At 72.5% G+C, this 26,691-nt stretch carries 4 protein-coding genes and 2 pseudogenes; all 6 read right to left on the bottom strand.

Annotated features, from left to right (window positions below; translation table 11 throughout):
• Nucleotide 1: 1 nt before the first annotated feature.
• Nucleotides 2-784, bottom strand: a complete 783-nt coding sequence (locus CP970_RS02250; RefSeq protein WP_055545421.1) for an FkbM family methyltransferase — start codon at nt 782-784, stop codon at nt 2-4.
• The gene (locus tag CP970_RS02245) at nt 781-1,947 is read right to left on the bottom strand and encodes a C9 hydroxylase cytochrome P450 (RefSeq protein WP_055545422.1); all 1,167 of its coding nucleotides are present in this window, start codon (nt 1,945-1,947) and stop codon (nt 781-783) included. Before CP970_RS02245 ends, CP970_RS02250 begins: the two co-directional genes overlap by 4 nt.
• Nucleotides 1,944-3,353, bottom strand: a pseudogene (locus tag CP970_RS46180) (acyltransferase domain-containing protein); the annotation flags it as partial. The pseudogene CP970_RS46180 and the gene CP970_RS02245, both read right to left, overlap by 4 nt.
• Before the next feature lie 171 nt (nt 3,354-3,524).
• Nucleotides 3,525-21,157: pseudogene (locus CP970_RS46175) on the bottom strand (beta-ketoacyl synthase N-terminal-like domain-containing protein); the annotation flags it as partial.
• A gap of 11 nt (nt 21,158-21,168) precedes the next feature.
• Nucleotides 21,169-25,689: a non-ribosomal peptide synthetase gene (locus CP970_RS02235; protein WP_150492893.1), complete on the bottom strand. Its 4,521-nt coding sequence runs from the start codon at nt 25,687-25,689 to the stop codon at nt 21,169-21,171.
• Nucleotides 25,686-26,684, bottom strand: coding sequence for an FkbO/Hyg5 family chorismatase (locus CP970_RS02230; RefSeq protein ID WP_055547736.1), 999 nt, complete (start codon nt 26,682-26,684; stop codon nt 25,686-25,688). Before CP970_RS02230 ends, CP970_RS02235 begins: the two co-directional genes overlap by 4 nt.
• Nucleotides 26,685-26,691 lie beyond the last annotated feature (7 nt).

The following is a 26,691-nucleotide window of genomic DNA, read 5'->3' as shown; positions in this document are numbered from 1 at the left end:
CTCAGTGGGTCCCACGCCGCGCGGCGACCTGGTGGATGTCCGTGCCGACGAACAGCGGATCCTGCTCGGCGACGACGGTGAAGCCATGGCCGCGCAGCAGTGCGACGACCTCGTCGAGCGCGCCCTCCACGTCGTGGACCTCCGCGACGACCTGGCGGATGCGGGGCCAGTCGGCCTCGTCGACACCGGCGAGGACCTGCCGTTCACTCCTCTCCACATCGACCTTCAGGAGGCCGATCGTCGCGATGCGGCGCTCGGCGATGACGTCGGAGAGGCGGACAACGGCGGTCTCGATCTCCTCGCCCGAATCGGGCAGTTGGGCCAGCATGCCGTCGACGTCCTCGGCGGTGTATCCGCCGTTGAGACCAAGAGTGCGCAACAGCTCCTTACGGGCCGCGGCGTCCGGGTGGAAGCCGGACATCAGCGTGGCGTCGGGGTAGAACGTCATCTTGCGCACGCCGGTCTCGTCGGAGACCGCGCACTGGTCCACCCGGCCCGAGATGCCGTACTGTGCCGCGTTCGCCCGCAGCGCGGCGAACGGCACCGGCGCGGGCTCGAACGCGTGCACGGTCACGCCGGGACGCTCGAGATGAGCGAAGAGCGTGAACATGCCGATGTTCGCGCCGATGTCGAACACCACGTCCCCAGGGCGCAGTTCCACGCCGTGGCGCAGATAGCAGCGCTCGGTGAAGATCTCCCGGTACAGGAACTGCGCCTCGCCCGCGTTGATGTGCGCGACCGTCGTCCCGTTCGGCAGCCGCAACGTCTCCACCGCCGCGCTCACTCGGTACCCCAGGTGACCCGCAGCTCGGCCGGGCTGAAGAGCCCGAGGCCCTCGTTCATCGGCACGTCACCGGTGAGGCGGATGTCCGGGAACCGCTCGAACAACCGCAGGCAGGCGACCTTGATGAGCAGCCGGGCGACGTGCTGGCCCGGACACTTGTGGATGCCGTGGCCGAACGCGAAGTTCCCCTCCGGCGGACGCGTCACGTCGAAGGCATCGGGGTCCGGGAACACCGCCGCGTCGCGGTTCGCCGTCGAATAGAGCGGGATCACGTTGTCGCCCGCACTGATCCGCACACCCTGTAGGTCGATGTCCCCGACGCAGACGCGCGGCACCCCCATTTGGTTGACCGGAAGGAAGCGCAGCATCTCCTCGACCGCGTTGTCGATCAGCTCCGGTCGCGCGCGCAGCGCCGCCTGCTGCTCGGGGTGGCTGAGCAGCGCGTAGAGGCTGTAACCGACCATCTGCTGCACCGAGTCGTGCCCGGCGAACAGCAGCGTCGCGAACACGCCCGTCGCCTCGTCGTCGCTCAGCGAGATCTCACCGTCCGAGGTCGAGGCGAGCCTGTGCAGCAGGTCGTCGCCCTGCTCGTCACGCTTGGCGCGGACCAGCTCCAGCGCGTGGGCGAAGAAGTCGTCGGTCAGCGTCTTGACGCTGTCCAGGTCGACCGAGCCCGTGATGCCGCGCATGCGCGCCTCGAGTACCTCGCCCTCCTCAAGGGTGAGCCCGTACAACGCGTTGATGACGAGGGAGGGGAGCCGCTTCGCGTACCCGGGGATCAGGTCGGTGCCGGGACCGGCGACTTCGATGTCGTCCAGACAGGAGTCCGCGGCCTCGACGACGAAGTCCTCCTGCTTGCGCGCGGCGCGCAGCGTGAAGTCCCCGGCGATCTTCTGCCGGTAGCGACTGTGCTCCGGCAGGTCCATGCCGGAGAACCAACCGGGACGCCGGTCGGGCAGCATCTCGGACGGAGCGGCCGAGCTGAACCGCGGGTCGTTGGTGACCAGCTTGACGTCCTCGGCGGCGGCGACCAGCCAGTGCTTGATGCCGAACAGATCGAACGAGCCGACCGTGCCGCTCTCCAGGATCGCCCGGTGGGCGTCCTGGATCGCGAACGGGCACCGGCTGGTGGCCGTCGTCTCGTCGTGCGTGTCGGGGCTCATCGGTGGTCCTTCCAGGTACGGGAGAGCTTGTCGAGCAGATCGGCGATGGCCGCACGCTCCGGGGCCGGTGTCGCCGCGATGTCCGCGGCGTCGAGCGACTCCATCTCCGCCAGGAGCGCGAGCACGGTGGGTGCGTCGTCGTCCGCGCCGTCGCCGAGCTGCTCCTCCAGATAAGCGGTGAGGGCGGACGGGGTGTCGTGGTCGAACAGGACGGCCGTGGGCAGGTCGAGGCCGGTCGCCGCCGTGAGCTGATTGCGCAGCCGCTGGACGGCGAGGGAGTCGAACCCGAGCGCGAAGAAGGTCGTGTCCGCGTCGACGTCGCCGGGGTCGGCGATGCCGAGCAGTGCCGCGGCACGCCGCCGGACGATCTCGGCGACGGTGAGGTCGTCAGGGTCGGGCTCCGCCGGCCGCCCGGTGTCCGGCACGGCGGTCGGCGAACCACCTCCCACGGCAGGGGCCAGCCAGTAGGAGCGGTGCTGGAACGGGTACACGGGAAGGTCCACCGGGCGTCCGCCCGCCAGAACCGCGGCGAGGTCCACCGGGGCGCCGTGGGCGTGCAGTTCGGCGACGGCGGTCAGCGCCGCGTTCTCCTCGCCGGTCCGGGCGCGCAGCACCGCGTGGTACGTCCCGGCGCTCCCGCCGGTGTTCTCCGACGCGGCCGACGCGAGTGCCCCGGAAGGACCGACGGCCACGAACATGTTCACGCCGAGGTCGGCGAGCTCCCGGACGGCGTCCGCGAACAGCACGGGACGGCGCGCATGACGCAGCCAGTGCTCCGGCGTCGCGAGGTCGCCCGCGGCGTCCCGGCCCGTCGTCGTGGACACCACCGGCAGCCGGGCCGCGCCGAACGAGAGCGATTCGAGGACCGTACGGAAGTCGTCGAGCGCGCCGTCGACGTGCCGGGAGTGGAACGCGTGCCCGACGTCGAGCCGTTTCGCGCGCCGCCCGGCCGCCGCCCACTCCCGTTCGAACGCGGTCACGTCGTCCGGTGAACCCGTGAGCACCACGGCGGACGGGCCGTTGACCGCGGCGATGTCCAGACCGGTGAACGCGCCGACCTCCGCCGGGCTTCCGTCGACCGCGGTCATCGCTCCCGGCGGCAGCGCCCGCAACGCCCGCCCACGGGCCACGATCAACGCCGTCGCGTCCGCCAGCGTGAGCACGCCCGCCGCGTACGCCGCGGTGACCTCGCCGACGGAGTGCCCGACGAGCACGTCAGGACGCACACCCCAGTGCTCGAGGAGCCGCAGCAGCGCCACTTCGAGCGTGAACAGGCCGACCTGGGCGTACAAGGTGTCATGGGCGAGATCACCGTGCTCGCCGTGGAAGACGTCCGTGGGGGAGTGCTCCAGGTGCTTGCCGAACGCGTCGGACACCTCGTCCCACGCGGCGGCGAAGACAGGGAAACGCCCGTGGAGTTCGCGCCCCATGCCGACGCGCTGGGCGCCCTGCCCGTCGAAGAGGAAGGCGACGCGCCGCTCCCGAGCGGTTCCGCCGACGACTCCGGGCGCTTCGACGCCGTCCGCGACGCTGTCGAGCCCGGCGCGGAACTCGTCAGAGGAAGTGGCCACTACCGCGGCCCGGTGTGTGAACCGGGCGCGGCTGGTGGCCAGCGCGTATCCGATGTCCAACGGGTCCGCGTCCGGCACGGCCGCCAGGTGATCGCGCAGCCGGGCGGCCTGCGCCCGCAGCGCGGCAGGGGTCCGCGCGGACAGCACCCAGGGCAGCGGCCGAGGTTCCTCGCGAGGCGGTCGCGGCGCCACGGGCTCCGGCCGGTGCTGTTCGAGGATGACGTGAGCGTTCGTCCCGCTGAGCCCGAACGCGGAGACTGCTGCTCGCCGGGCACGCTCGTCGTCCGGCCAGGGCCGGTTGCCGGTGAGCAGTGACACCCGCCCGGCGGTCCAGTCGACGGCGGGCGAGGGCTCGTCCGCGTGCAGCGTCCGCGGCATCGTGCCCGCGCCGATCGCCTGCACCGTCTTGATGACGCCCGCGACACCGGCCGCGGCCGTCGCATGCCCGATGTTCGACTTCAGCGAGCCCAGCCAGACCGGCTCCTGGCGGTTCTGCCCGTACGTCGCGAGCAGCGCGTCCGCCTCGACGGGGTCGCCGAGCCGGGTGCCCGTGCCGTGTCCCTCGACGAGGTCCACGTCGGCGGCGGTCAGTCCGGCCGCGGCGAGCGCCTTGCGGATGACCCGCTGCTGCGCGAGCCCGTTCGGCGCGGTGAGCCCGTTCGAGGCGCCGTCGGACGTGACGGCGCTGCCGCGGACGACGGCGAGCACGGTGTGGCCGAGCCGCTCGGCGTCGGAGAGCCGTTCGAGGACGAGGACACCCACGCCCTCGGCCCACGTCGTGCCGTCCGCGCCCGAACCGAACGACTTGCAGCGCCCGTCGGCCGCGAGACCGCGCTGGCGGGAGAACTCGACGAACGCGGCCGGTGAGCTCAGCACCGAAACGCCACCGGCCAGCGCGAGCTCGCACTCGCCGAGGCGCAGCCCCTGACATGCGAGGTGCAGTGCGACCAGCGACGACGAGCACGCCGTGTCGACGGTGACGGACGGGCCCTCGAGCCCGAGAACGTACGCGAGCCGCCCGGACAGCAGGCTCGTGGAGCCGCCGGTGATCGCGTTGCCCTCGGTGTCCTCGGCGCCGAGACCGTAGCCCTGCGCGGCGGCACCCACATACACACCGATCTCCCGGCCGTGCAGCGACGCGGGGTTGATCCGGCCGCGCTCGATCGCCTCCCACGCCGTTTCGAGCAGCAGGCGCTGCTGCGGATCCATGCCGAGCGATTCCCGCGGGCTGATGTCGAAGAACGCCGCGTCGAACTCCGCCGCCCCCTCCAGGAATCCGCCCCGCAGGTTGTACGCCTTGCCCACCGCGTCCGGGTCCGGGTCGTACAGCGCGTCGAGGTCCCAGCCCCGGTCGCCGGGCGCCATGGTGATCGCGTCGGTGCCGGACTCGACGAGCCGCCACAGCTCCTCCGGTGACGTCACGCCGCCGGGCAGGCGGCACGCCATCGCCACGATCGCGATCGGCTCGTCCTGATCCCGCGCGGCCGTGCCGGGCGCGGCCGTCACCGCGGGCAGGGACGCCCCGGCGGTCAGGGCGGCAGGAGCGTCGAGCAGTTCGAGCAGGTGCGTGGCGAGTGCCTCCGCCGTCGGGTGGCTGAACACCACGGTCGTCGGCAGCCGAAGCCCCGTCTCGGCCGCGAGCCGGTTGCGCAGGTCGACCGCGGTCAGCGAGTCGAAGCCGAGATCGCGGAACGGCCGGTCCGCCGCGACCTGTTCGCCCAGGCCGTACGCGAGCACCGCGGCCGCCTGACGGAGCACGACCTCCTGCATCACGCGCCGCTGCTCGGCGGCGGTGTGCCCGGCGAGACGTGCCGCGAGCGGCTCGTCGTCGGCGTTGCGGGCGACCGCTCGCACCGGCCCTGACCGGTGGGCCACCAGGCCGCGGAGCAGCGGCGCGACCGGGCCGTCGAGCCGGGTGACGTCGACGGTCGTGGCGACGACGACCGGCTCCGGCGTACGCGCCGCCGAGTCGAAAAGCCGCATGCCGTCCGCCGCGCTCAACGGCGGGAATCCGCTGCGCCGGATGCGTTCGCGGTCGGCATCGGTGAGTTTCGCGGTGAGTGCGCTGACGTCCGCCCACATGCCCCACGCGAGCGACTGCGCGGGCAGTCCCCTCGCCTGCCGGTGTTCGGCGAGTGCGTCGAGGAACGCGTTCGCCGCTACGTAGTTGCCCTGGCCGGGACTGCCCATGACACCGGCGACCGCGGAGTAGAGGACGAATGCGGTGAGGTCGGTGTGGCGGGTTTGGTGGTGGAGGTGCCAGGCGGCGTCGGCTTTGGGTTTGAGGACGGTGTCGATGCGTTGGGGTGTGAGGTTGTCGAGGAGGGCGTCGTCGAGGGTGGCGGCGGTGTGGAAGATGCCGGTGAGGGGTTGGGGTATCTGGGCGAGGGCGGTGGCGAGTTGGGTGGGGTCGCTGACGTCGCAGCGCAGGTGGGTGCCGGGGGTGGTGTCGGGCGGGGGTGTGCGGGAGAGGAGGTAGGTGTGGGGGTGGTTGAGGTGGCGGGCGAGGATTCCGGCGAGGGTGCCGGAGCCGCCGGTGATGATGACGGCGCCCTCGGGGTCGAGCGGTCGCGGGACCGTGAGTACCAGCTTGCCCGTGTGCCGACCGCTGCTCATCCAGCCGAACGCCTCCCGCGCCTGTCGTACGTCCCAGGCGTGGACCGGTAGGGGGTGCAGTGTGCCGTTGGCGAACAGGTCGAGGAGTTGGGTGATGATCTGCTGGAGTCGGTCGGGTCCTGCGTCCATGAGGTCGAAGGGCTGTTGGGCGTGGTGGCGGATGTCGGTCTTGCCCATTTCGATGAACCGGCCGCCGGGTGTGAGGAGTGCGGTGGAGGCGTCGAGGAGTTCGCCGGTGAGGGAGTTGAGGACGACGTCGGCCGGGGGGAAGGTGTCGGCGAAGGCGGTGCTGCGGGAGTCGGCGATGTGGGTGGGTGCCAGGTCCACCAGGTGCTGTTTGGGGGTGCTGGCGGTGGCGTACACGTCCGCGCCCAGGTGGCGGGCGATCTGGAGGGCGGCCGCGCCGACTCCGGTGGCCGCCGCGTGGATCAGGACCTTCTCGCCGGTGCGCAGCTCGGCCAGGTCGACCAGGCCGTACCAGGCGGTCGCGAACACCGTCACCACCGACGCCGCCTGCGGAAACGTCCAACCCTCCGGCACTCGGCCCAGCAGCCGACGGTCAGTGATCGCGACCGGCCCGAACGCGCCAGCGAGCATCCCCAGGACCCGGTCGCCCGGCGCCAGGTCGTGCACGCCGGGACCGGTCTCCAGGACGACACCGGCGGCTTCGCTGCCGAGCGGGCGGTCATCGGCGACCACGCCGAGGGCGACCGTGACGTCGCGGAAGTTCAGGCCCGCCGCACGTACCGCGATCCGCACCTCACCGGCTGCGAGCGGCCGGTCGGGCTCGTCGGTGGGCACGAGGGCGAGGTCGTCGAGCGAGCCGGTGGCGGACTGCCGCAGCTGCCACGACCCGGTGTCCGGAGGCGTCAGGGCGGGTGTGGCGCGCACCAGCCGGGCTGCCTCGAACCGGTTGTCGCGAAGCCGCAGCCGGGGCTCGCCGAGCGCCGCGATCGTGTCGCACCGCGCGCTGTCCAAGACCTCTCCGGGGTCCGTCTCGACGAGGAAGAAACGGCCGGGCTGCTCGCTCTGAGCGGTGCGGACCAGGCCCGCGGCCGCCATCGCGGCAAGACCGCCGGTGACCTGGACGATCAGGGTCCGCTCGACCTCCAGCAGCGCGTCGAGCACGCGAGTGGTGAGTTCCCGGGTTTCCTGGACCGGATCGGCATCGTCGCTGTGCAGTGTCAGTACGTCCGCGTCGGACGGGCTGACCTCGGCAGGTACGGGCACCGCGGTCCACCCGACCCGCAGCACAGGGTCGGCGGGTGCGAGGTCGGCAGGAGGCCGGGTGACCAGTGCGTCGATGGTCGCGACGGGGTGGTTCTCGCTGTCGGCGGCGCGGAGCCGGAGGCCGTCGGGGCCGGGCACGATCGTCACCCGCAGTGAGGTCGCCCCGGTCGCGTGGAACCGGACGCCGTGCCAGGAGAACGGCAGTTGCACGCCCTGCTCGCCGTCCGATGCCAGCATGAGCAGACTGCCGCTCTGCAACGCGGCGTCGAGCAGGGCCGGGTGTACGCCGAAGCGGTCCGCGTCGGCGGCACGGTCCTCGGGCAGCGCCACCTCGGCGTACACGGTGTCACCGTCACGCCACGCTGCCCGCAGTCCGCGGAACGTGGGGCCGAACCGGTAGCCCAGCACGGCCAGTTGGGCGTAGAACTCCGTGATGTCGATGGCAGAGGCGCTGGTTGGCGGCCATTGCGGGAAGGAGCTCGGGGCGGGGGTGGTGTCGGTGGCGCTGGTGGTGAGTGTGCCGGTGGCGTGGCGGGTCCAGGTGTCGGTTCCTTCGGGGCGTGCGTGGACGCTCACCGGGCGGTGGCCGGTGGTGTCGGGCTGGTCGACGGTGACGGTGAGGTCGACGGCACCGGTGACGGGCAGTACGAGCGGGGTCTCGATGACCAGTTCGTCGATGGTGTCGCAGCCGACCTCGTCTCCGGCCCGCACCACGAGTTCGAGGAACGCTGTGCCCGGCAGCAACACCGAGTCCTGGATGGCGTGGTCGGCCAGCCAGGGATGGGTACGCAGGGAGATCCGGCCGGTGAGTACGGTGCCGTCGTTCGTGGGCAGCGCGGCGGTCGCCGCCAGCATGGGGTGTGCGGTGTCGGTGAGACCGAGGGCGGTGAGGTCGGTTGCGCTGGCCGCCTCTATCCAGTACCGCTTGTGGTCGAAGGGGTAGGTGGGCAGGTCCAACAGGCGGTGCGGGGCGGGCTCGATCAGGGTGGTCCAGTCGACGGGTGCGCCCTGGGTCCAGGCCTGTGCGAGGGCGGTCAGGAACCGGTCCCAGTCGCCGTCGTCGGTGCGCAGGGAGGCGACGGTGTGTTCCTGGTCGAGGGCGGGCAGCAGCACCGGGTGGGCGCTGCACTCGATGAACAGCGAGCCGTCCAGCTCACTGATCGCGGTGTCCATCGCGACGGGCTGACGCAGGTTGCGGTACCAGTAGTCGTCACCGACCGGTTCGGTCACCCAGCCGCTGTCCACCGTCGACCACCAGGAGATGTCAGGTGCGCTGCTGGTGATTCCCCCTAAGACGTCGGCGAGTTGCTCCTCGATCGCTTCCACGTGCGGGGTGTGCGAGGCGTAATCCACCGCGATCCGGCGCACCCGCACACCCGCAGCCTCATACCGGGCCAGCACCCGCTCCACCGCGCCCGGATCGCCCGCGACCACGGTGGATTCCGGACCGTTGCGCGCGGCGATCCACACGCCCTCCGCTACCTCAACGGCGCTGGCGGGCAGGGCGATTGATGCCATCGCCCCGTGCCCGGCCAGCCGCGCAGCGATGGTCTGGCTGCGCAAGGCCACGACCCGCGCGGCGTCCTCCAGACTCAAGGCTCCCGCCACACATGCCGCGGCGATCTCCCCCTGCGAATGCCCGATCACCGCATCCGGCACCACGCCGTGGGCCTGCCACAGTGCGGCCAGGCTCACCGCCACCGCCCACGACGCGGGCTGCAACACCTCCACCCGATCAGCCACCACCGCCTCACCCAGCACATCCAGCACATCCCAACCGGTATGCGGCTCCAACGCCGCCGCACACTCCCGCATCCGCGCCGCGAACACCTCCGAGGCGCCCATCAACTCCCGGCCCATGCCCACCCACTGCGAGCCCTGCCCCGGGAACACGAACACCGTCCGCGCCCCCTCCACAGCGACTCCGGCGACCGTGCTCTCCCGAGCAACACCGCCCGACGGTCGAACACCGCACGCCCACGCACCAGACCATCCGCCACCGCGCCCAGGTCCGCCCCACCCCGCACATACTCGCCGACCCGCTCCACCTGCAACGCCAAGCTCGACTCCGTACGCGCCGACACCGGCAACGGCACCAGACCCGACGACCCCCGCTACGAACCGACGACTCCGCAACCCCCTCCAAAATCACATGCGCATTCGTGCCGCTGATGCCGAGCGATGACACACCTGCCCGGCGCGGGCGGTCCGAGTCCGGCCACGGCCTCGCCTCCGTGAGCAGCTCAACCGCCCCTGCCGACCAGTCCACATGTGACGACGGCTCGTCCACATGGAGTGTCTTCGGGAGCAACCCGTGCCGCATCGCCATCACCATCTTGATGACACCCGCGAGACCGGCGGTGGTCTGGGTGTGGCCGATGTTCGACTTGACCGAACCGAGGTAGAGCGGTGTGTCGCGGTCCTGCCCGTACGTCGCGATGATGGCCTGCGCCTCGATCGGGTCGCCCAGAGGTGTGCCGGTGCCGTGCGCCTCCACCACGTCCACGTCGGCGGGAGTGAGTCCGGCCTTGTCGAGTGCCTGGCGGATCACGCGCTGCTGCGACGGGCCGTTGGGCGCGGAGATGCCGTTGGAGGCACCGTCCTGGTTGACGGCGGAGGAGCGGACGAGCGCGAGGACCGTGTGACCGTTGCGCTCGGCGTCGGAGAGCCTCTCGACGACGAGAACACCGGCGCCTTCGGAGAAGCTCGTACCGTCGGCGCCCTCCGCGAAGGCCTTGGCCCGGCCGTTGGGGGCGAGCCCGCGCTGGCGGCAGAACTCGACGTAGCCGAGCGGTGTGGGCATCACCGTGACGCCACCCGCGAGTGCCAGCGAGCATTCGCCGTCCCGCAGGGACTGCGCCGCCTGGTGCAGCGCGACCATGGACGACGAGCACGCCGTGTCGATGGTGACGGCCGGGCCTTCCATGCCGAAGAAGTACGAGAGGCGGCCGGAGAGCACGCTGTTCTGGGTGGCCGTGGCGCCGAACCCGCCCAGGTCGACGCCCGCGCCGTACCCGTGGGAGAACGCGCCCATGAACACGCCGGTGTCGCTTCCGCGCAGGGTGTCCGGCACGATTCCGGCGTTCTCGAACGCTTCCCATACGGTTTCGAGGATGACGCGCTGCTGCGGGTCCATGGCCCATGCCTCGCGCGGGCTGATGCCGAAGAACGCGGCGTCGAACCCGGCCGCCTCGGAGAGGAAACCGCCGTGCCGGACGTAGGTCTTGCCGGGCGCGTCCGGGTCCGGGTCAAACATCCGGTCGATGTCCCAGCCGCGGTCGGTGGGGAACTCGGTGATCGCATCCGTGCCGGACGCCACGAGCCGCCACAGGTCCTCGGGTGAGGTCACGCCGCCGGGCAGGCGGCAGGCCATGCCGACGATCGCGAGGGGCTCGTCGTGACGGGCCCGGGTCGTCCGCGTGGGCGTAGGTACGGCCGTGCCGAACAGGTCGGTGCGGAGCTTGGCGGCGAGTACCCGCGGTGTCGGATGGTCGAACACCATCGTGGCGCTCAGCCGGAGCCCGGTTGCCTCCGCGAGCCGGTTGCGCAGCTCGATCGCGGTGAGCGAGTCGATGCCGAGGTCCTTGAACGTGGTCGTGGGCCCGATCTCGGAGGCGTCGGCGTGGCCGAGCACGGCGGCCGTGGCATCCATGACGAGGGTGCTCAACGCCGTGTCGCGGTCGGCGTCGGGCAGTTCGGCGAGGCGCTGCGCGAACGTCTGCCCGGTCCGGGCGGTGCGGCGCGCGCTTCTGCGCAGACCGCTGAGGATCGGCGGTACGTCGCCCGACATCGGCTGCGCCGGGTCCATCGAGGCGGCCAGTACGTAGTCCTCGCCCGAGCCGACGGCCGCGTCGTAGAGGCGCATGCCCTCGTCGTCCGAGATCGGCAGGAAACCGCCGCGCCGGATGCGGTCGCGGTCGCTGTCGGTGAGGTGTGCGGTGAGTGTGGTGGTGGTGTGCCACATGCCCCAGGCGATGGTGGTGGCGGGTTGGTTGTGGGTGTGGCGGTGGGTGGCGAGGGCGTCGAGGAAGGCGTTGGCGGCGGCGTAGTTGGCTTGGCCGGGGCTGCCGAGGGTGGCGGCGGCGCTGGAGTAGAGGACGAAGTGGGTGAGGGGTTGGTTTTGGGTGTGGTGGTGGAGGTGCCAGGCGGCGTCGGCTTTGGGTTGGAGGACGGTGGTGAGGCGTTGGGGGTGAGGGTGTGGAGGGGGGTGTCGTCGAGGGTGGCGGCGGTGTGGAAGATGCCGGTGAGGGGTTGGGGTATCTGGTTGAGGGCGTGGGTGATTTGGGTGGGGTCGGTGAGGTCGCAGGGGATGTGGGTGCCGGGTGTGGTGGGGGGTGGTGGGGTGCGGGAGAGGAGGTAGGTGTGGGGGTGGTTGAGGTGGCGGGCGAGGATTCCGGCGAGGGTGCCGGATCCGCCGGTGATGAGGATGGCGTGGTCGGGGTTGAGGGGTGGGGTGGGTGTTGTGGGGTGGTGGGGGTTGGGGTTGCCGGTGGAGGTGAGTGGGGTGAGGTGGGGGGTGTGGAGGGTGTTGTTGGTGAGGCGTAGGTGGGGTTGGTTGAGGGTGGTGAGTTGGGTGAGGGGGAGTGGGGTGTGGGGGTGGTGGGTTTCTATGAGGTGGATGCGGCCTGGGTGTTCGTTTTGTGCGGTGCGGGTGAGGCCGGTGACGGCGGCGCCTGGGGGGTCGGTGGTGGTGTGGATGATGAGGGTGTGGTTGGTGGTGGTGAGGTGGTGTTGGAGGGCGGCCAGGACGCGTGTGGTTTGTGTGTGGGTGCGTGTGGGTGTGCTGTGGGGGTTGGTGGGGTCGTCTTCGGGGTCGTCGGGGTGTGTGGCGGTGATGAGGGTGTAGCCCTCGGGCAGGCTGTCGGCACCGTCGTAGTGGGCCTCCGCCACCGGCAACCACTCAAGCCGAAGCAGACCGTCCGACTCGTCGGATCCGCCTGCCGACGCGACCTCGCCCAGCGTCACCGACTCCGCGGTGAGCACCGGCAGACCGGCGCCGTCGAAGGCGGCGAGTTCCACGACACCACCGGCGCGGCGGGTGAGGCAGGCGCGCAGCACGGTGGCGTCCGACGCGTGCACCGCGAGGTCGCGCCAGCCGGTCGGCTGGCGGCTCCCGTCGCCGACCGCGGAGAAGACCGCGTCGAGCAGGTCGGGGTGTGCCACGAAGCCGTCGGGGCTGTCGACTTCGGCCTCGACGAAGACCTGGTCCGCGCGTCGCCACGCCCTGGAAAGACCGTCCGCGGGCACCGCGCCCGGCGGGGGCCAGGCGGCGTCGACGGCGTCGGGCCGGGGCACGCCGCCGGGGCGGAGAACCCCCTCGGCGTGCAGCGTCCACGGAGCGTCGCCGACCCGGGAGTGCACGGTGAACCGGCGCCGCCCGTCGGCCGCGGGTTCATCGACCCAGGTCTGCGCGATGGCCCTGCCGCGGGCGGACCCGCCGGGCACGGAGGTGATGTCGAGCTGTTCGACCGTCGCGCAGTCGGTGGCGTCGGCGGCGGCGAGGGCCAGTTCGGCGATGAACACCGCGCGGTCCGCACCGGTCGGCACGGGACCCGTGAACACCCGGCCCGGTGACCCGGCGACGGCGACTCCGGTGCCGAGGACGGGGTGGCCCGCGTCGGCCGTGGCCGGGGGAGCCGACTCGATCCAGTAGGGCCGCTGCTGGAACGCGTACGAGGGGACGTCCGGGTCGTGCCGCGAAGCACCGCCGAGCACGAGGGGCCAGTCGAGCGTGGCGCCGCGCGAGAAGAGGCGGGCGAGCGCGGTGCGCAGCGCGTGCGCCTCGTTCGCCGGGCCGTTCTGCAGCGCGATGCCGTCGACGAGCGGTGAGAGGTCCTGGCCGGGGCCGATCTCGACGAACACGGCGTCGGGGTACTGCTGGGTGTGGGCGTGGAACAGCACGGGGTTGCGGACCTGTTCGGCCCAGTACTCGGCGGTGGTGGGGTCGTTCGGAATGGCGGTGTGGGGCCGGTCGTAGCGGAGCCGACGGGTGGTGGCGAGCAGCTCGGCGGCCACGGGCTCCATGTGCGCGGAGTGACCGGCGTGCGGCGCGGGCAGGCGGTGGTGGATGCCGAGCCGCTGTGCGACATCGAGCACGGCGTCCTCGTCGCCCGAAAGTACGACGGAATGGGCGCCGTTGACTGCGGCGATCTCCACGCCCGGCCGCAGGGCCTGACGGGCCTCCTCCTCGCCGGTCAGCACGGTGACCATGGCGCCGGGCGGCGGAAGCGTGTGCATGAGGCGGGCGCGCGTGGTGATCAGGGTGCAGGCGTCGTCGAGCGACAGGATCCCGGCGGCGTACGCGGCGGTGATCTCGCCGAGCGAATGGCCGATGACGGCGTGCGGCGTGATGTCCCAGGACCTCAGGAGGGCGGTGAGCGCCGCCTGGTGGGCGAAGAGCGTGTGCTGGCTCCGTGTGGGGTCGTGCGGGTCGGGGTCGTCGAGCCGCCGGAGCGCGTCGTGCCAGGTCTCGGCGAACACGGGGAAGGCGGCGGCGAGTTGCTCGCCCATCGCGGGATGCTGGGTGCCCTGACCGGAGTAGACGAAGACGAGTTCGTCGGCCTGGTGCGAGGGGGAAGTGGTGATGACGGTGTCACCGAGCAGCACGGCGCGGTGGGCGAAGTGCGTGCGCCGGGCCAATGTCTGTGCCACGGCCGCCCGGTCGACGCCAGGGCGGGTGTCGAGGTAGGTGCGCAGGCGCCCGATCTGCTCGTCGAGTGCCTCCGGGGACCGCGCCGACACCAGCAGCGGAAGGTCTTCGCCCGGTGCTGACGGCGGCGCCGCGGGGACCGGGCCTGCCTCGACCGGACCTGCCTTGACCGGGCCCGCCTCAAGGATGATGTGGGCGTTCGTGCCGCTCACCCCGAACGACGAGACGGCGGCGCGGCGCGGGCGACCGGTCCCCGGCCACGGCCGGGCCGACGTCAGGAGCTCGACGGCACCGGCCGTCCAGTCGACGTGCGGCGACGGCTCGTCCGCGTGCAGCGTCGGCGGCAGCTCCCCGTGCCGGATGGCCTGCACCATCTTGATGATCCCGGCGACCCCTGACGCGGCCTGGGCGTGCCCGATGTTCGACTTCAGCGAGCCGAGCAGCAGGGGCGTCGCCCGGTCCTGCCCGTACGTCGCGAGCAGCGCCTGCGCCTCGATGGGGTCGCCGAGGCGGGTGCCGGTGCCGTGCGCCTCGACCGCGTCGACGTCGGCGGGGGTGAGTTTCGCGTTGGCGAGTGCCTGGCGGATGACGCGTTCCTGCGACGGGCCGTTCGGCGCCGACAGACCGTTCGACGCGCCGTCGGAGTTGACCGCGGAGCCGCGCACGACGGCGAGGACGGTGTGGCCGTGGCGCTCCGCGTCGGAGAGCCGCTCGACCACCAGGGCACCGGCGCCCTCGGCGAAGCTCGTACCGTCCGCGCCCGCGCCGAACGCCTTCGCCCGCCCGTCCGGCGCGAGCCCGCGCTGCCGGGAGAACTCGACGAATCCGCCGGGCGACGCCATCACTGTGACGCCGCCGACCAGGGCGAGCGAGCATTCGCCCGAGCGCAGCGACTGACCGGCCTGATGCAGGGCGACCAGCGACGACGAGCAGGCGGTGTCGACCGTGACCGACGGCCCCTCCAGGCCGTAGAAGTAGGAAAGGCGGCCGGAGAGCACGCTGGTCTGCGATCCTGTCGCGCCGAAGCCGTTGGTGTCCGCCCCTGTGCCGTACCCGTAGGAGAACGCGCCGATGAACACGCCGGTGTCGCTGCCCCGGGCCGAGTCCGGGGTGATGCCCGCGCTTTCGAACGCCTCCCAGGACGTCTCCAGGAGCACCCGTTGCTGCGGGTCCATGGCCAGGGCCTCGCGCGGGCTGATCCCGAAGAACCCGGCGTCGAAGCCGGTCGCGCCGTCGAGGAAGCCGCCGTGCCGGACGAAGGTCTTGCCGATCGCGTCGGGGTCGGGGTCGTAGAGCGCGTCCACGTCCCAGCCGCGGTCCGCGGGGAACTCCGTGATGGCGTCGGTGCCGGACGCGACGAGACGCCACAGCCCTTCCGGCGACGCGACCCCGCCCGGCAGGCGGCAGGCCATGCCGACGATCGCCAGTGGTTCGTCGTGCGCGGCCGCGGTGGCCGCGGTCCGGGCCGCGACGGGCGCGCGGGTACCGGCCAGCTCGTCGCCGAGTCTCGCGGCGAGCGCGCGCGGCGTCGGAAAGTCGAAGACCGCCGTGGCGTTGAGGCGTACGCCGGTCGCCGTGGTCAGCGCGTTGCGCAGCTGGACCGCGGTGAGCGAGTCGATGCCGAGTTCCTTGAACGTCGCTGTCGCCGGGATGTCTTCCGCGCCCAGGTGGCCGAGCACGGTGGCGGTGCTGTTCCTGACGAACGCGAGGAGCGCGTCGGCGCGCTCGTCGTCGGGCAGCACGGCGAGCTCGTCGGAGAGGGAGCGTTCCCGGACGGTGGCCCGCCGGACGGTCGTACGCCGCAGCCCGCGCAGCAGCGGCACGTCCGGGGCGTCGTCGAGCGCGGCCGCCACCACCACGGGACTTCCGGTGCGCCTCGCCGCCTCGTACAGCCGCATGCCCTGGCGCGCGCTGATCGTGCGGAATCCGCTCCGCCGCATCCGCTGCCTGTCCGCCTCGCTGAGCTCGGCGGTCAGCCCGCTCGTGTCCTCCCAGAGCCCCCAGGCGATGGAGAGCGCGGGCAGCCCGGCCGCCTGGCGCTGTTCGGCGAGGGCGTCGAGGAACGCGTTCGCGGCGACGTAGTTGCCCTGTCCCGCGTTGCCGAGTACTCCGGCGGCCGAGGAGTAGAGCACGAACGCGGCGAGGTCCTGGTCCTTCGTGAGTTCGTGCAGGTGCCAGGCTCCGTCGGCCTTGGGGCGCAGCACGGTGTCGAAGCGCTCGGGCGTGAGCGACGGGAGGGTGCCGTCGTCCAGTGCGCCCGCGGTGTGCACCACGGCGGTGATCGGCCGGTCGATCCGGCGCAGGGCCGCGGCCAGTTGCTGGCGGTCACCGACGTCGCAGGGCAGGTGGATGCCGGGCGTTCCCTCGGGCGGTGCCGTGCGGGACAGCAGGTAGACGTGTTGCCCGCTCACATGGCGCGCGAGGATGCCCGCGAGCGTGCCGGAGCCTCCGGTGATGACGATCGCGCCTTCCGGGTCGAGCGGCCGGGGAAGCGTGAGGACGTTCTTGCCGATGTGGCGGGCGCGGCTCATCACGCCGAGCGCGTCACGCGCCTGCCGGACGTCCCAGGCGCGGACCGGCAGCGGGGTCAGGGCGCCCGCGTCGAACAGCTGGAGGAGTTCGCCCAGGATCTCGCCGATGCGGTCGGTGCCCGCGTCCATGAGGTCGAACGGCAGGTAGGCGGGCGTGATCGTGTCCGGGTCGCGCAGCTCGGCGCGGCCCATCTCGACGAACCGTCCTTCCGCGTCGAGGAGTTCGAGTGATGCGTCGATGAACTCACCGGTCAGCGAGTTGAGGACGACGTCCATGCGCGGGAAGTCGGTCCGGAACGCTGTCGTCCGCGAGTCGGCGATGTGTGTGCCGGGCAGCCCGGCGGCGCGCAGGACGTGCTGTTTCCCGGTGCCCGCGGTGGCATAGACCTCGGCGCCCAGGTGCCGGGCGAGCTGCGTGGCGGCCATGCCGACACCGCCGGTGGCCGCGTGCACGAGGACCTTCTCGCCCGCGCGCAGCCCCGCGAGGTCGACCAGGCCGTACCACGCGGTCGCGAACACGATGGGGACGGATGCCGCCGTGGTGAAGCTCCACCCGTCGGGAATCCGGGCCAGCCAGCGCCGGTCCGTGACGGCTGTCGGGCCGATGCCGCCCCGGGTCAGGCCGAACACCCGGTCACCGGGGGCCAGATCGGCCACGCCGGGCCCGGTCTCCACGACGATGCCCGCGGCCTCGCCGCCCAGTGCGGTGGCTCCGTCGTACGTCCCGAGCGCGATCAGCACGTCGCGGAAGTTCAGACCCGCGGCCCGGACGTCGACGCGGACCTCACCGGCTTCCAGTGCCCGGCGAGGTGTGCCGTCGACGGCGAGCGTGACGTCGTGCAGGACGCCGGACGCGGAGTGAGTGAGCAGCCAGTCGCCGTCCGGCAGGGGCAGCGGACCGTGCACGGGGTCGGACATCCGGACCAGCCGCGGCGCGAAGAGCACACCGTCCCGGACGGCCAACTGTGGTTCGTCCAGGGCGGCGCACGCGGTGAGCAGGTCCGCCGGAGTGTCCGGGGACGCCTCGACGAGGACGATGCGGCCGGGGTTCTCGGCCTGCGCGGAGCGGACCAGACCCGCGGTGGCGGCCGCGGCCAGGCCGGTGCCGATCCGTACGACCAGGGTCACGTCATCGGTGGCGGACAGGCGGTGCTGAAGCGCGTCGAGGACGCGGGCGGTCAACTCCCGTGTCGCCGCGGCGGGTTCGCCGTCGAGGGGGTCCGCGCCGAGAACCTCCACGCGCGGGTCGGCCGCGGACGGGGCGGGCATCGGCAGCTCGGTCCAGACCGGGCGCAGCAGCTCGTCGTCGGAGCCGGAGCCGCCCGCGTACGGGCGCGACACCACAGAGCCCACCTCGGCCACCGGCTGTCCGTCCTCGCCGGTCATGCGCACGGTGCTGCGATCGCCGTCACGGCTGACGGTGACCCGCGCCCGCGTCGCCCCGGCCGCGTGGATCCGGACGTCCTGGAACGAGAACGGCAGCAGGGCCGCCTCGCCGGGCGCGTCGAGCGCGGACAGCGCCCCGGCCTGGAACGCGGCGTCGAGCAGCGCGGGGTGCAGCGTGAACCGGGCTGCGTCCGGGCCCTGTTCGTCGGGAAGCGCGACCTCGGCGTGCACGGTGTCGCCGTCGCGCCATGCGGCGCGCAGTCCCTGGAACGCGGAACCGTATGCGTACCCGATACTCCCGAACCGTTCGTAGACGTCGCCGACATCGACCGGCCGGGCCCCGGCGGGCGGCCAAGGCGCAGGGTCCCCCGTCTCGGCAGTCGTCGCGGCGGCCTTGCCGAGGAACCCGGTGGCGTGCCGGGTCCACAGCACGGCGCCATCGGCCCGCGCGTGGACGGTGACCGCCCGCCGTCCCGTGTCGTCGGGCTCGGCGACCTCGACGGAGATCGCCACGGAGCCGGTCGCGGGCAGCGTCAGCGGTGTCTCGACGACGAGCTCGTGGAGCAGGTCGCAGCCCGCCTCGTCCCCGGCGCGCACCGCGAGTTCGAGGAACGCCGCGCCGGGCAGGAGCACGGTGCCGTTGACGGCGTGCCCGCCGAGCCACGGGTGGGAGGCGAGCGAGACGCGGCCGGTCAGGACGGTTCCGCCGGTGCCGGGCAGCGCGACCGCGGCGCCGAGCAGCGGGTGCGCCACCTGCTCCTGTCCCGCGCCGGTCACATCCGCCTGGGCGGTGGCCCGCAGCCAGTAGTCCTTGTGCTGGAACGGATACGTGGGCAGCGCGACGGGCGCGCGATCACCGCCGAGCACGGTCGGCCAGTCGACCACGCCGCCACGGGTGTGCAGGCGGGCGAGTGCGGTGTGCAGTGCTTGAACCTCGTCGGGCGTTCCGGTCTGGGTGGGAATGCCGTCGACGACGGGGGAGAGGTCCTGGTTGGGCCCGATCTCCAGGAACGTGGCGCCCGGGTACCGCTCGGCGTGTGCCTGGAAGCGCACCTGGTCGCGGACTTGACGCGCCCAGTATGCGGCGGTGGTGGGATCTCCAGGGATGGCGATGCGCGGCTGGTGGTACGTCAGGCCGCTGGCGGCTTCGAGCAGGGGCGCGACGAGCGGATCCATGCGCGCGGAGTGCCCGGCGTGGCGGGTCGGCAGGCGGTGGTGGATGCCGAGCTGCTGTGCGACGGCGAGCACGGGGCCCTCGTCGCCGGAGAGCACGACGGAGTGCGGGCCGTTCACCGCGGCGATCTCCACCCCGGGCCGCAGCGCCCGGAGCGCGTTCTCCTCGCTCGTCAGCACGGTGACCATGGCGCCGCCCGCGGGGAGCTCGTCCATGAGACGGCTGCGGGCGGCGAGGAGCGCGCTCGCGTCGCCGAGGGAGAGGACACCGGCCGCGCACGCGGCGCTGATCTCACCGAGGGAGTGACCGATGACCGCGTGCGGGGCGATGCCCCAGGACCGCAGGAGCGCGGTGAGCGCGATCTGGTGGGCGAAGTGCGTGGCAGGACCCTGATCGGCGTCGAGATGACCGAGGACCTCGCCCCACGCGTCGGCGAACACGGGGTACGTGGCCGCGAGTTGCCTACCGGTGTGCGGGTGGAGCGTGCTCTGCCCGGAGTAGACGAAGACGACAGGACCGGAGCCCGCGTTCGGGTCCGCGGTGATGAGCGTGTCGCCGAGCAGCACGGCGCGGTGCTCGAAAGGGGTGCGCCGCGCGAGCGTCTGTGCGACAGCGACGTGGTCCGCGCCGGGGTTGTCGTCGAGGAACGCACGGATGCGGATGGTGTGTTCGTCGAGTGCTTCGGGAGTGCGGGCTGAGATGGGCAGGGGTACGGGGCGGGCGCCGGGTTCGGCGCCGGGGGAGGGAACCGGAGTGGGGCTTTCGAGGATGACGTGGGCGTTGGTGCCGCTGACTCCGAAGGAGGAGATACCGGCGCGGCGCGGGCCTGTGGTGGTGGGCCAGGGCCGGGCATCGGTGAGGAGCTCGACACCTCCTGTCGTCCAGTCGACGTGTGAGGAGGGTGTGTCGACGTGGAGGGTGGGCGGCAGGGTGTCGTGGTGCATCGCCAGGACCATCTTGATGATGCCCGCGACGCCCGCGGCGGCTTGGGTGTGGCCGATGTTGGACTTCAGCGAACCCAACAGGAGCGGGGTCGTACGGTGTTGTCCGTAGGTCGCGAGGAGTGCGGTGGCCTCGATGGGGTCGCCGAGGCGGGTGCCGGTGCCGTGCGCCTCGACCGCGTCCACGTCCGAGGGCTGGAGGCCCGCGTTCGCGAGGGCCTGGCGGATGACGCGTTCCTGGGAGGGCCCGTTGGGTGCGGAGAGTCCGTTGGAGGCGCCGTCCTGGTTGACGGCGGAGCCTCGTACGACCGCGAGAATACGGTGGCCGTGGCGTTCGGCGTCGGAGAGCCGTTCCACGACCAGGACCCCGGAGCCCTCGGAGAAGGCGGTGCCGTCCGCCGCCTCGGCGAACGCCTTGCAGCGCCCGTCCGGCGCCAGGCCACCCTGCTCGGAGAAGTCCGCGAAGCCCGCGGGTGACGCCATGACCGTGACGCCGCCGACCAGGGCGAGGGAGCATTCGCCGGTACGCAGGGACTGCCCTGCCTGGTGCAGCGCGACCAGCGACGACGAACACGCCGTGTCGACCGTGACCGCCGGGCCCTCCAGGCCGTAGAAGTACGAAAGGCGGCCCGAAAGCACGCTGGTGTGGATGCTCGTGGTGCCGTACCCGTCGAAGTCGGCACCGATTCCGTACCCTGGAAGAACGCCCCCAGGAACACCCCGGTGTCGCTGCCGTTCAGTGTGTGCGGGTCGATGCCCGCGTGTTCGAGCGCCTCCCACGACGTCTCCAGGACGACGCGCTGCTGCGGATCCATCGCCAGCGCCTCACGCGGACTGACGCCGAAGAACGCGGCATCGAACCCGGCCGCCCCGGACAGGAATCCGCCGCGCCCGTCGGCGCCGGTCTCCCAGCCGCGGTCTCCGGGGAAGGCGCCGATGCCGTCGCCGCCGGACTCCAGGAGCCGCCACAGATCGTCCGGCGACGCCACCCCGCCCGGCAGGCGGCAGGCCATGCCCACGATCGCCAAGGGCTCGCTGTGCGCGGCGAGTTCCGCCCGGGTCCTCTGCAGTTCCGTGGTGGCCCAGCGGAGGTACTCGACCGTTTTGTCCTGTTCGGGCACGGCTACTCGCTTCCCACTTGACCGGTGACGCGTACGGTGAGGTCGCCTGCGGCGGCGCGCAACGTCGACTCCACCCGAGTGAGCAGGTCGTCGACGGTCGCGCGGTCGAGCAGCGCGGCGTCGTGGACGACCGCGCCCGAGACGGTGCGACCGTCGTCGAAGAGATTGACCGACAGCTCGCCGTTGATCTCGTCGACGGTCTCGGCGACGACGGGAAACGGCTCGGTGCGCAGCCCGGGCAGCCGCAGTTCCGTGCTGAGCGCGCTGATGAGCTGGAACGACACGGGAGTCGGCGGCAGTGCGGGGTCCGCCGCGCGCATCGCCGAGTAGGGCACCGACTGATGGGCGTGGGCGCCGGTCATCGCGGTGTGCACCCGGCGCAGGACCTCGGCGAACGACGGTGTGCCACCGCCGCCGCTGCCCTTGCCGACGTCGATGCGCAGCGCGAGTACCTTCGCGAAGAACCCGATGAGGTGGTCGGTCCCGGCGTGCCCCCGGTCCGCGAACGGCGTCGCGACGAGCACGTCATCAATGTCGGCGGCCTCGGCCACGACCAGGGCGAAGGCGCCGAGCACGGTTTCGTGCAGCGTCGCGTTCCTGGCATCGGCGACCCGGCGTGCCGCCGCGACCGTGGCGTCGTCGAACGTCCAGAGGAAGGCCCGCCCGTCCGGCGCGGTCGTGCCCCGGGGCCGGACCGTGGGCAGCTCGGGCGCGCCGGCACCTTCGAACTGTCGGCGCCAGTACGCCCGGTCGTCCTCCCGCGCCGCGACGACGGCCGGGATCCGCTCCCAGCGGGCCACGTCAGGATAGGACACCGGCAGGTCGGGCGAGGCCCCCGACAGTTCCCGGACCAGGAGGTCGAACGACCAGCCGTCACCGGCGAGGTGATGGAGCATCAGCAGCAGTACGTGGTCCTCGGTGCCCAGCGGCAGGAGCACGGCGCGCAGCAACGGTCCGGCCACCAGGTCGAACGGCCGGGCCAGCTCCTCGCGGGCCACCCGGGCCGCGGCGCCGACGTCACCGGACGGCACATCGACCACCTCGGCACGTACCGCGACGGGCGGCCCGACGATCTGCTCCCGGCCCCGGAATCCGGTCCGCAACGGCTCGTGCCGTGCGGTGATCCGGGTCAGTGCCGCGTCCAGCGCGTCGCGGTCGAGCGGCCCGCGCAGCCGGAACCCGTACGGGGCGACCGTGTAGGAAGGGGCGGCGAGCAGGGATCCGTGCGAGTGCAGCATCTGCTCCTGTGCGGCGGTGATGGGGGTGGGCCCGGCACAGGGGGAGGGCAGGATCGGGGGCAGGGCGGCGGGTCCTGCCTCGTCCACGGCGCGGGCGAGCGCCGCGGGGGTCCGTGCGTCGAAGAGCGTCCGCAGCGCGACGTCCGCACCCAGCTCGGCGCGGATCCGCGAGACGACTCGCGTGGCGAGCAGGGAATGCCCGCCGAGCGCGAAGAATTCGTCGTCGATGCCGACCCGCGGGACGCCGAGCACGTCCTGGAAGATCCGGCACACCACCCGTTCGGCGTGGTTGCGGGGCGCGACCTTCCGGGGCGCCGCCGAGTCGGGCGCCGGGTCGGGCAGCGCGCGCCGGTCCACCTTGCCGCTCGTGGTCCGGGGCAGCGCGTCCACGATGACGACGGCGGACGGCACGAGATAGGCGGGCAGCCGGTCGGCAAGACCTTCGCGCAACGACGCGGCGAGGCCGTCGCCGTGCGGACCGGCGGTCGGCACGACGTACGCGGCAAGGAACTTCTCGCCCCGCGGATCCTCGCGTACGGACACGGCGGCGTGTGCGACGCGGGCGTCCTCGGCGAGGACGTTCTCGATCTCGCCCGGCTCGATGCGGATGCCGCGGATCTTGACCTGGTCATCGATCCGGCCGAGGAAGTCGAGGTCGCCGCCGGGCGCCCGGCGGGCCAGGTCGCCGGTGAGGTACATGCGTTCCTCGCCGGTGGCGCCGCCGGGCACCCATCGCTCGGCGGTCAGTTCGGGGCGGGCGAGATAGCCGCGGGCGAGGCCGACGCCGGCGACGCAGAGCTGCCCCGGCATGCCGTCGGGAACCGGTCGCAGCGCGTCGTCGAGCAGATGGATGCGGGTGTTGTCGATCGGCGGACCGATCGGTGCGGCGGCGGGCCACGTGTCGGGGTCGGCGGGCAGCGTGTACCCGGTGATGAGCTGGCTCTCGGCCGGGCCGTAGTGGTTGTGGACGCGCAGGTGGGGCCGGTGTCGGCAGAGTTCGCGCAGCCGCGCGTCGAGAGTCAGCGCCTCGCCGCCCTGGCAGAGGTGCCGGAGCGCGGAGAGCTGATCGCTGTGCGGGTCGACGTGTTCGACCAGCGCGCGCAGCACGGCCGTCGGCGCGTAGATCCGCGTGATCGCCTGCTCGTCCATCCACCGGGCGAGTCCCGGCGGGTCGAACCTGGCCTCGTCCGGCGGGATGACGAGCGTGCCGCCGAGCAGCGCGGAGAAGATCTCCTGGACCGAGTAGTCGAACGTGGCGGTCACGAACTGGACCGTGCGGCTCGCCGGTTCGCGGCCCATCGTGCGCTCCTGCCAGAGCAGCAGGTTGACGGCGCTGACGCCGGGCATGAGCACGGCCTTGGGTTTGCCGGTCGAACCGGACGTGTAGATCGCGTAGGCGAGGCTGTCCCGGTCGAGCGTGAGGTGCGGCGCCGTGTCCGGCTGCCGGTCGAGGTCCGGGTCGTCGGGCGTCACCACGTGCGGCACATCGGAGAACCGATGGCGGTAGGCCTCGTGTGCCACCACCGCGGTCAGTTGAGCGTCGGCAAGGACGAACGCCGTGCGCTCCGGCGGGTGTTCGGGATCGAGCGGCACGTACGCGGCACCCGCTTTGAGGATCCCTACGATGCCGACGACGAGGTCGACGCCGCGGTCGGCGCAGATTCCGACGAGGTCGCCGGTGGTGGTGCCGCGCGCGCGGAGCAGGTGCGCGAGGCGGTTCGCGCGCCGGTCAAGGTCCGCGTACGTGAGTGAGGTCCGCGGATCCGTGACGGCCACGGCGTCGGGGGTCCGTGCGGCGTACCCGGCCAGCAGTTCCGGCAGTGTGTCGACGGGCAGTTCCCGCGCCGTGTCGTTCGAGGGGATCGCGGGTGTCGGCGTCGCGTCGTCACCTGGCAGCTGGGACAGCCGTGTGTCGGGTGCGGCGGCGGCCGCCCGCAGCACCGCCGTGAACTCGTCGAGCAGCCGCGTGATCCGTTCCTCGTCGAACAGCGCCCGGCTGTAGCGGAGTTCACCGGTGAGAGCGCCGTCCGCCTCCTCGTACACGTGGAACTCGAGGTCGAAGCGGGTGAACCAGCGGCCGGTGCCGAACGGCTCGGCCGTGACGCCGGGCAGCGCGGCCGTCGTGGCGTCGCGCCGCAACACCTGCAGCAGCACCTGGACGACCGGGTTGACCGACAGGTCGCGGTCCGGTGCGACGACCTCGATGAGGTTCTCGAACGGCAGGTCGGCGTGGGCGAACGCGTCCGTGGCCGTGGCCCGGCAGCGGTCCAGGAGCTCCCGGAACGACGGGTCGCCGGAGAGGTCGCCGCGCAGCGCGAGGGTGTTGACGAACATGCCGATCAGGCCCTCGAACTCCGTCCGCGTGCGGTTCGCGACGGGCGTGCCGACCAGCACGTCCCGGGTGCCCGAGTGCCGGGCGAGGACGAGCTGGAACGCCGAGAGGAGCGTCATGAACGTGGACGTGCCCGCGTCGCGGCCCAGTCGGTGGACCGCGGCGGCCAGTTCGGCCGGTGGCCGCCACTCGACCATGCCCGCGTCCGCGTCGGCCACGGGCGGGCGGGGGCGGTCGGTGGGCAGCTTGAGCACGGCAGGGGCGCCGCTGAGCCGGTCGCGCCAGTAGGCCAGGCGCTGTTCGAGCCCGGCGCCGGTGAGTTCGCGCCGCTCCCAGGCGGCGAAGTCGGCGTACTGCAGCGGCAGCGGCGGCAGCACGGCGGGACGGGACGTGTCCCGAAGTGCCGTGCAGTGCGCGGCGAGTTCGAGCTGGAGAAGCCCGAACGACCAGCCGTCGGCGGCGACATGGTGCACGGTCACCGCGAGGACGTGGTCGTCGTCACCGACGCGGATCAGCAGAGCCCTGATCAACGGCCCGGTGGAGAGGTCGAACGGCGCGGCGATCTCGTCGTGGACGAGCCGGGCGGCGCCCTGCTCGCCGTCGGCCCGCGTGTGCCGCAGGATCCGGGACGGGACGGGAAGCACCCGCTGGACGGGCTCGCCGTCCGCGGCGTCGAACACCGTCCGCAATGCCTCGTGCCGCGCCACGACGAGCGTGAGCGCGCGCTCCAGAAGCGCCGGGTCAAGAGGACCGCGCAGGCGCCGCACGAGCGGAAGATTGTAGGCATTGCTGTCCGGATCCAATTGCTGGAGGAACCAGATGCGCCGCTGTGCGAAAGACGCGAGCAACGGCTCGGCCCGGTCGGCGGCGACTATTTCCCGATTCGTTGAATTCCGTTTCTTTGGGGAACCGCCAAGGCGCAGAGTGCCCGGCCTCTTTCCGTGTGATGTCACCGCACCACCCCCTCGATTTCGACGAGCAGGTCGCCGCGGGCGATGTCGGTGTGCAATATCGCGACGGTCGCGGTGCTCGACAGGCGGGCGGCGCAGACGCGGCGCACCGCCGCGAGGTCCTCGCGGCGGCGGACGTAGACCTTGAGGTGGTCGACGTCGGCGAGGACGTGCCCCCGCCGGATCCCGTGGCGGCGCAGGTTCTCCGCGCCGACGACCCGGGCGATGTTGTCCAGGGCGACCTCGCACTGACCGGTCACGTCACCGTGGTGCGTCGTCTCGTGTCCGAGAATGCCGGCCGTCGCGGAAACGAACAGCCGGCCACCGTCCGGCGGGCCCACCCAGGTGGCCCGCGCGAAGACCGGGGAGCGCGGGCCGTATGCCGCGGGGTAGTGGTGTGCCGTGAGGACGGCGGGGTTCTCGATGTTGACCCGGACCCCGCCGCGGGCCGCGATGAACGCGCAGGCGATGCCGCCCCCGTGCGTGCCGATGCCGGTGGCCGCGGGCATGCTCGCCGGGTCGATGCCGCCCTCGTCGAGCGCCTGGGCGCGGCCCACGCAGAAGTCCCGGTACACCTCGAGGCCGTCCGCGTTCGCCGAGTTGATGCCGCTGACGTAGTTCCACGTACGGGCGAGCAGCGGGTATCCCAGCGACCGGGTCAGCCCGAAGAGGCGCGTGTAGAGCGCCGAGACGGCATCGGCGTACCTGCGGCTCTCGGGGACGCGCCCCACACCGAACAGGTACTCGCCGGTGCGGGCCCACGCGATGCCGTCGTCCGTACCGGACTCGACGGGCGGCTCCGCGTGCCAGACCTCGGCGAACGCCTCCTCGTCACGGGTCGTGGTGTGCAAGGCGGTTCGCGGGACGCCGTCCACCAGCGACGCCCCGGTATGGCCGGTGCCGTGTTCGATGACGCCGAGTACCGTCTCGTCGTCTTCGAGGTCCGGCGACCCGATCTTCTCGAAGCGGCAGTACGGTGCCGCGACGGGCGCAGACATAACCTCA

The sequence above is a fragment of the Streptomyces kanamyceticus genome (assembly GCF_008704495.1).
In the GTDB taxonomy this organism is placed as follows: domain Bacteria; phylum Actinomycetota; class Actinomycetes; order Streptomycetales; family Streptomycetaceae; genus Streptomyces; species Streptomyces kanamyceticus.
This window is presented reverse-complemented; position numbering and strand designations above follow the sequence as displayed.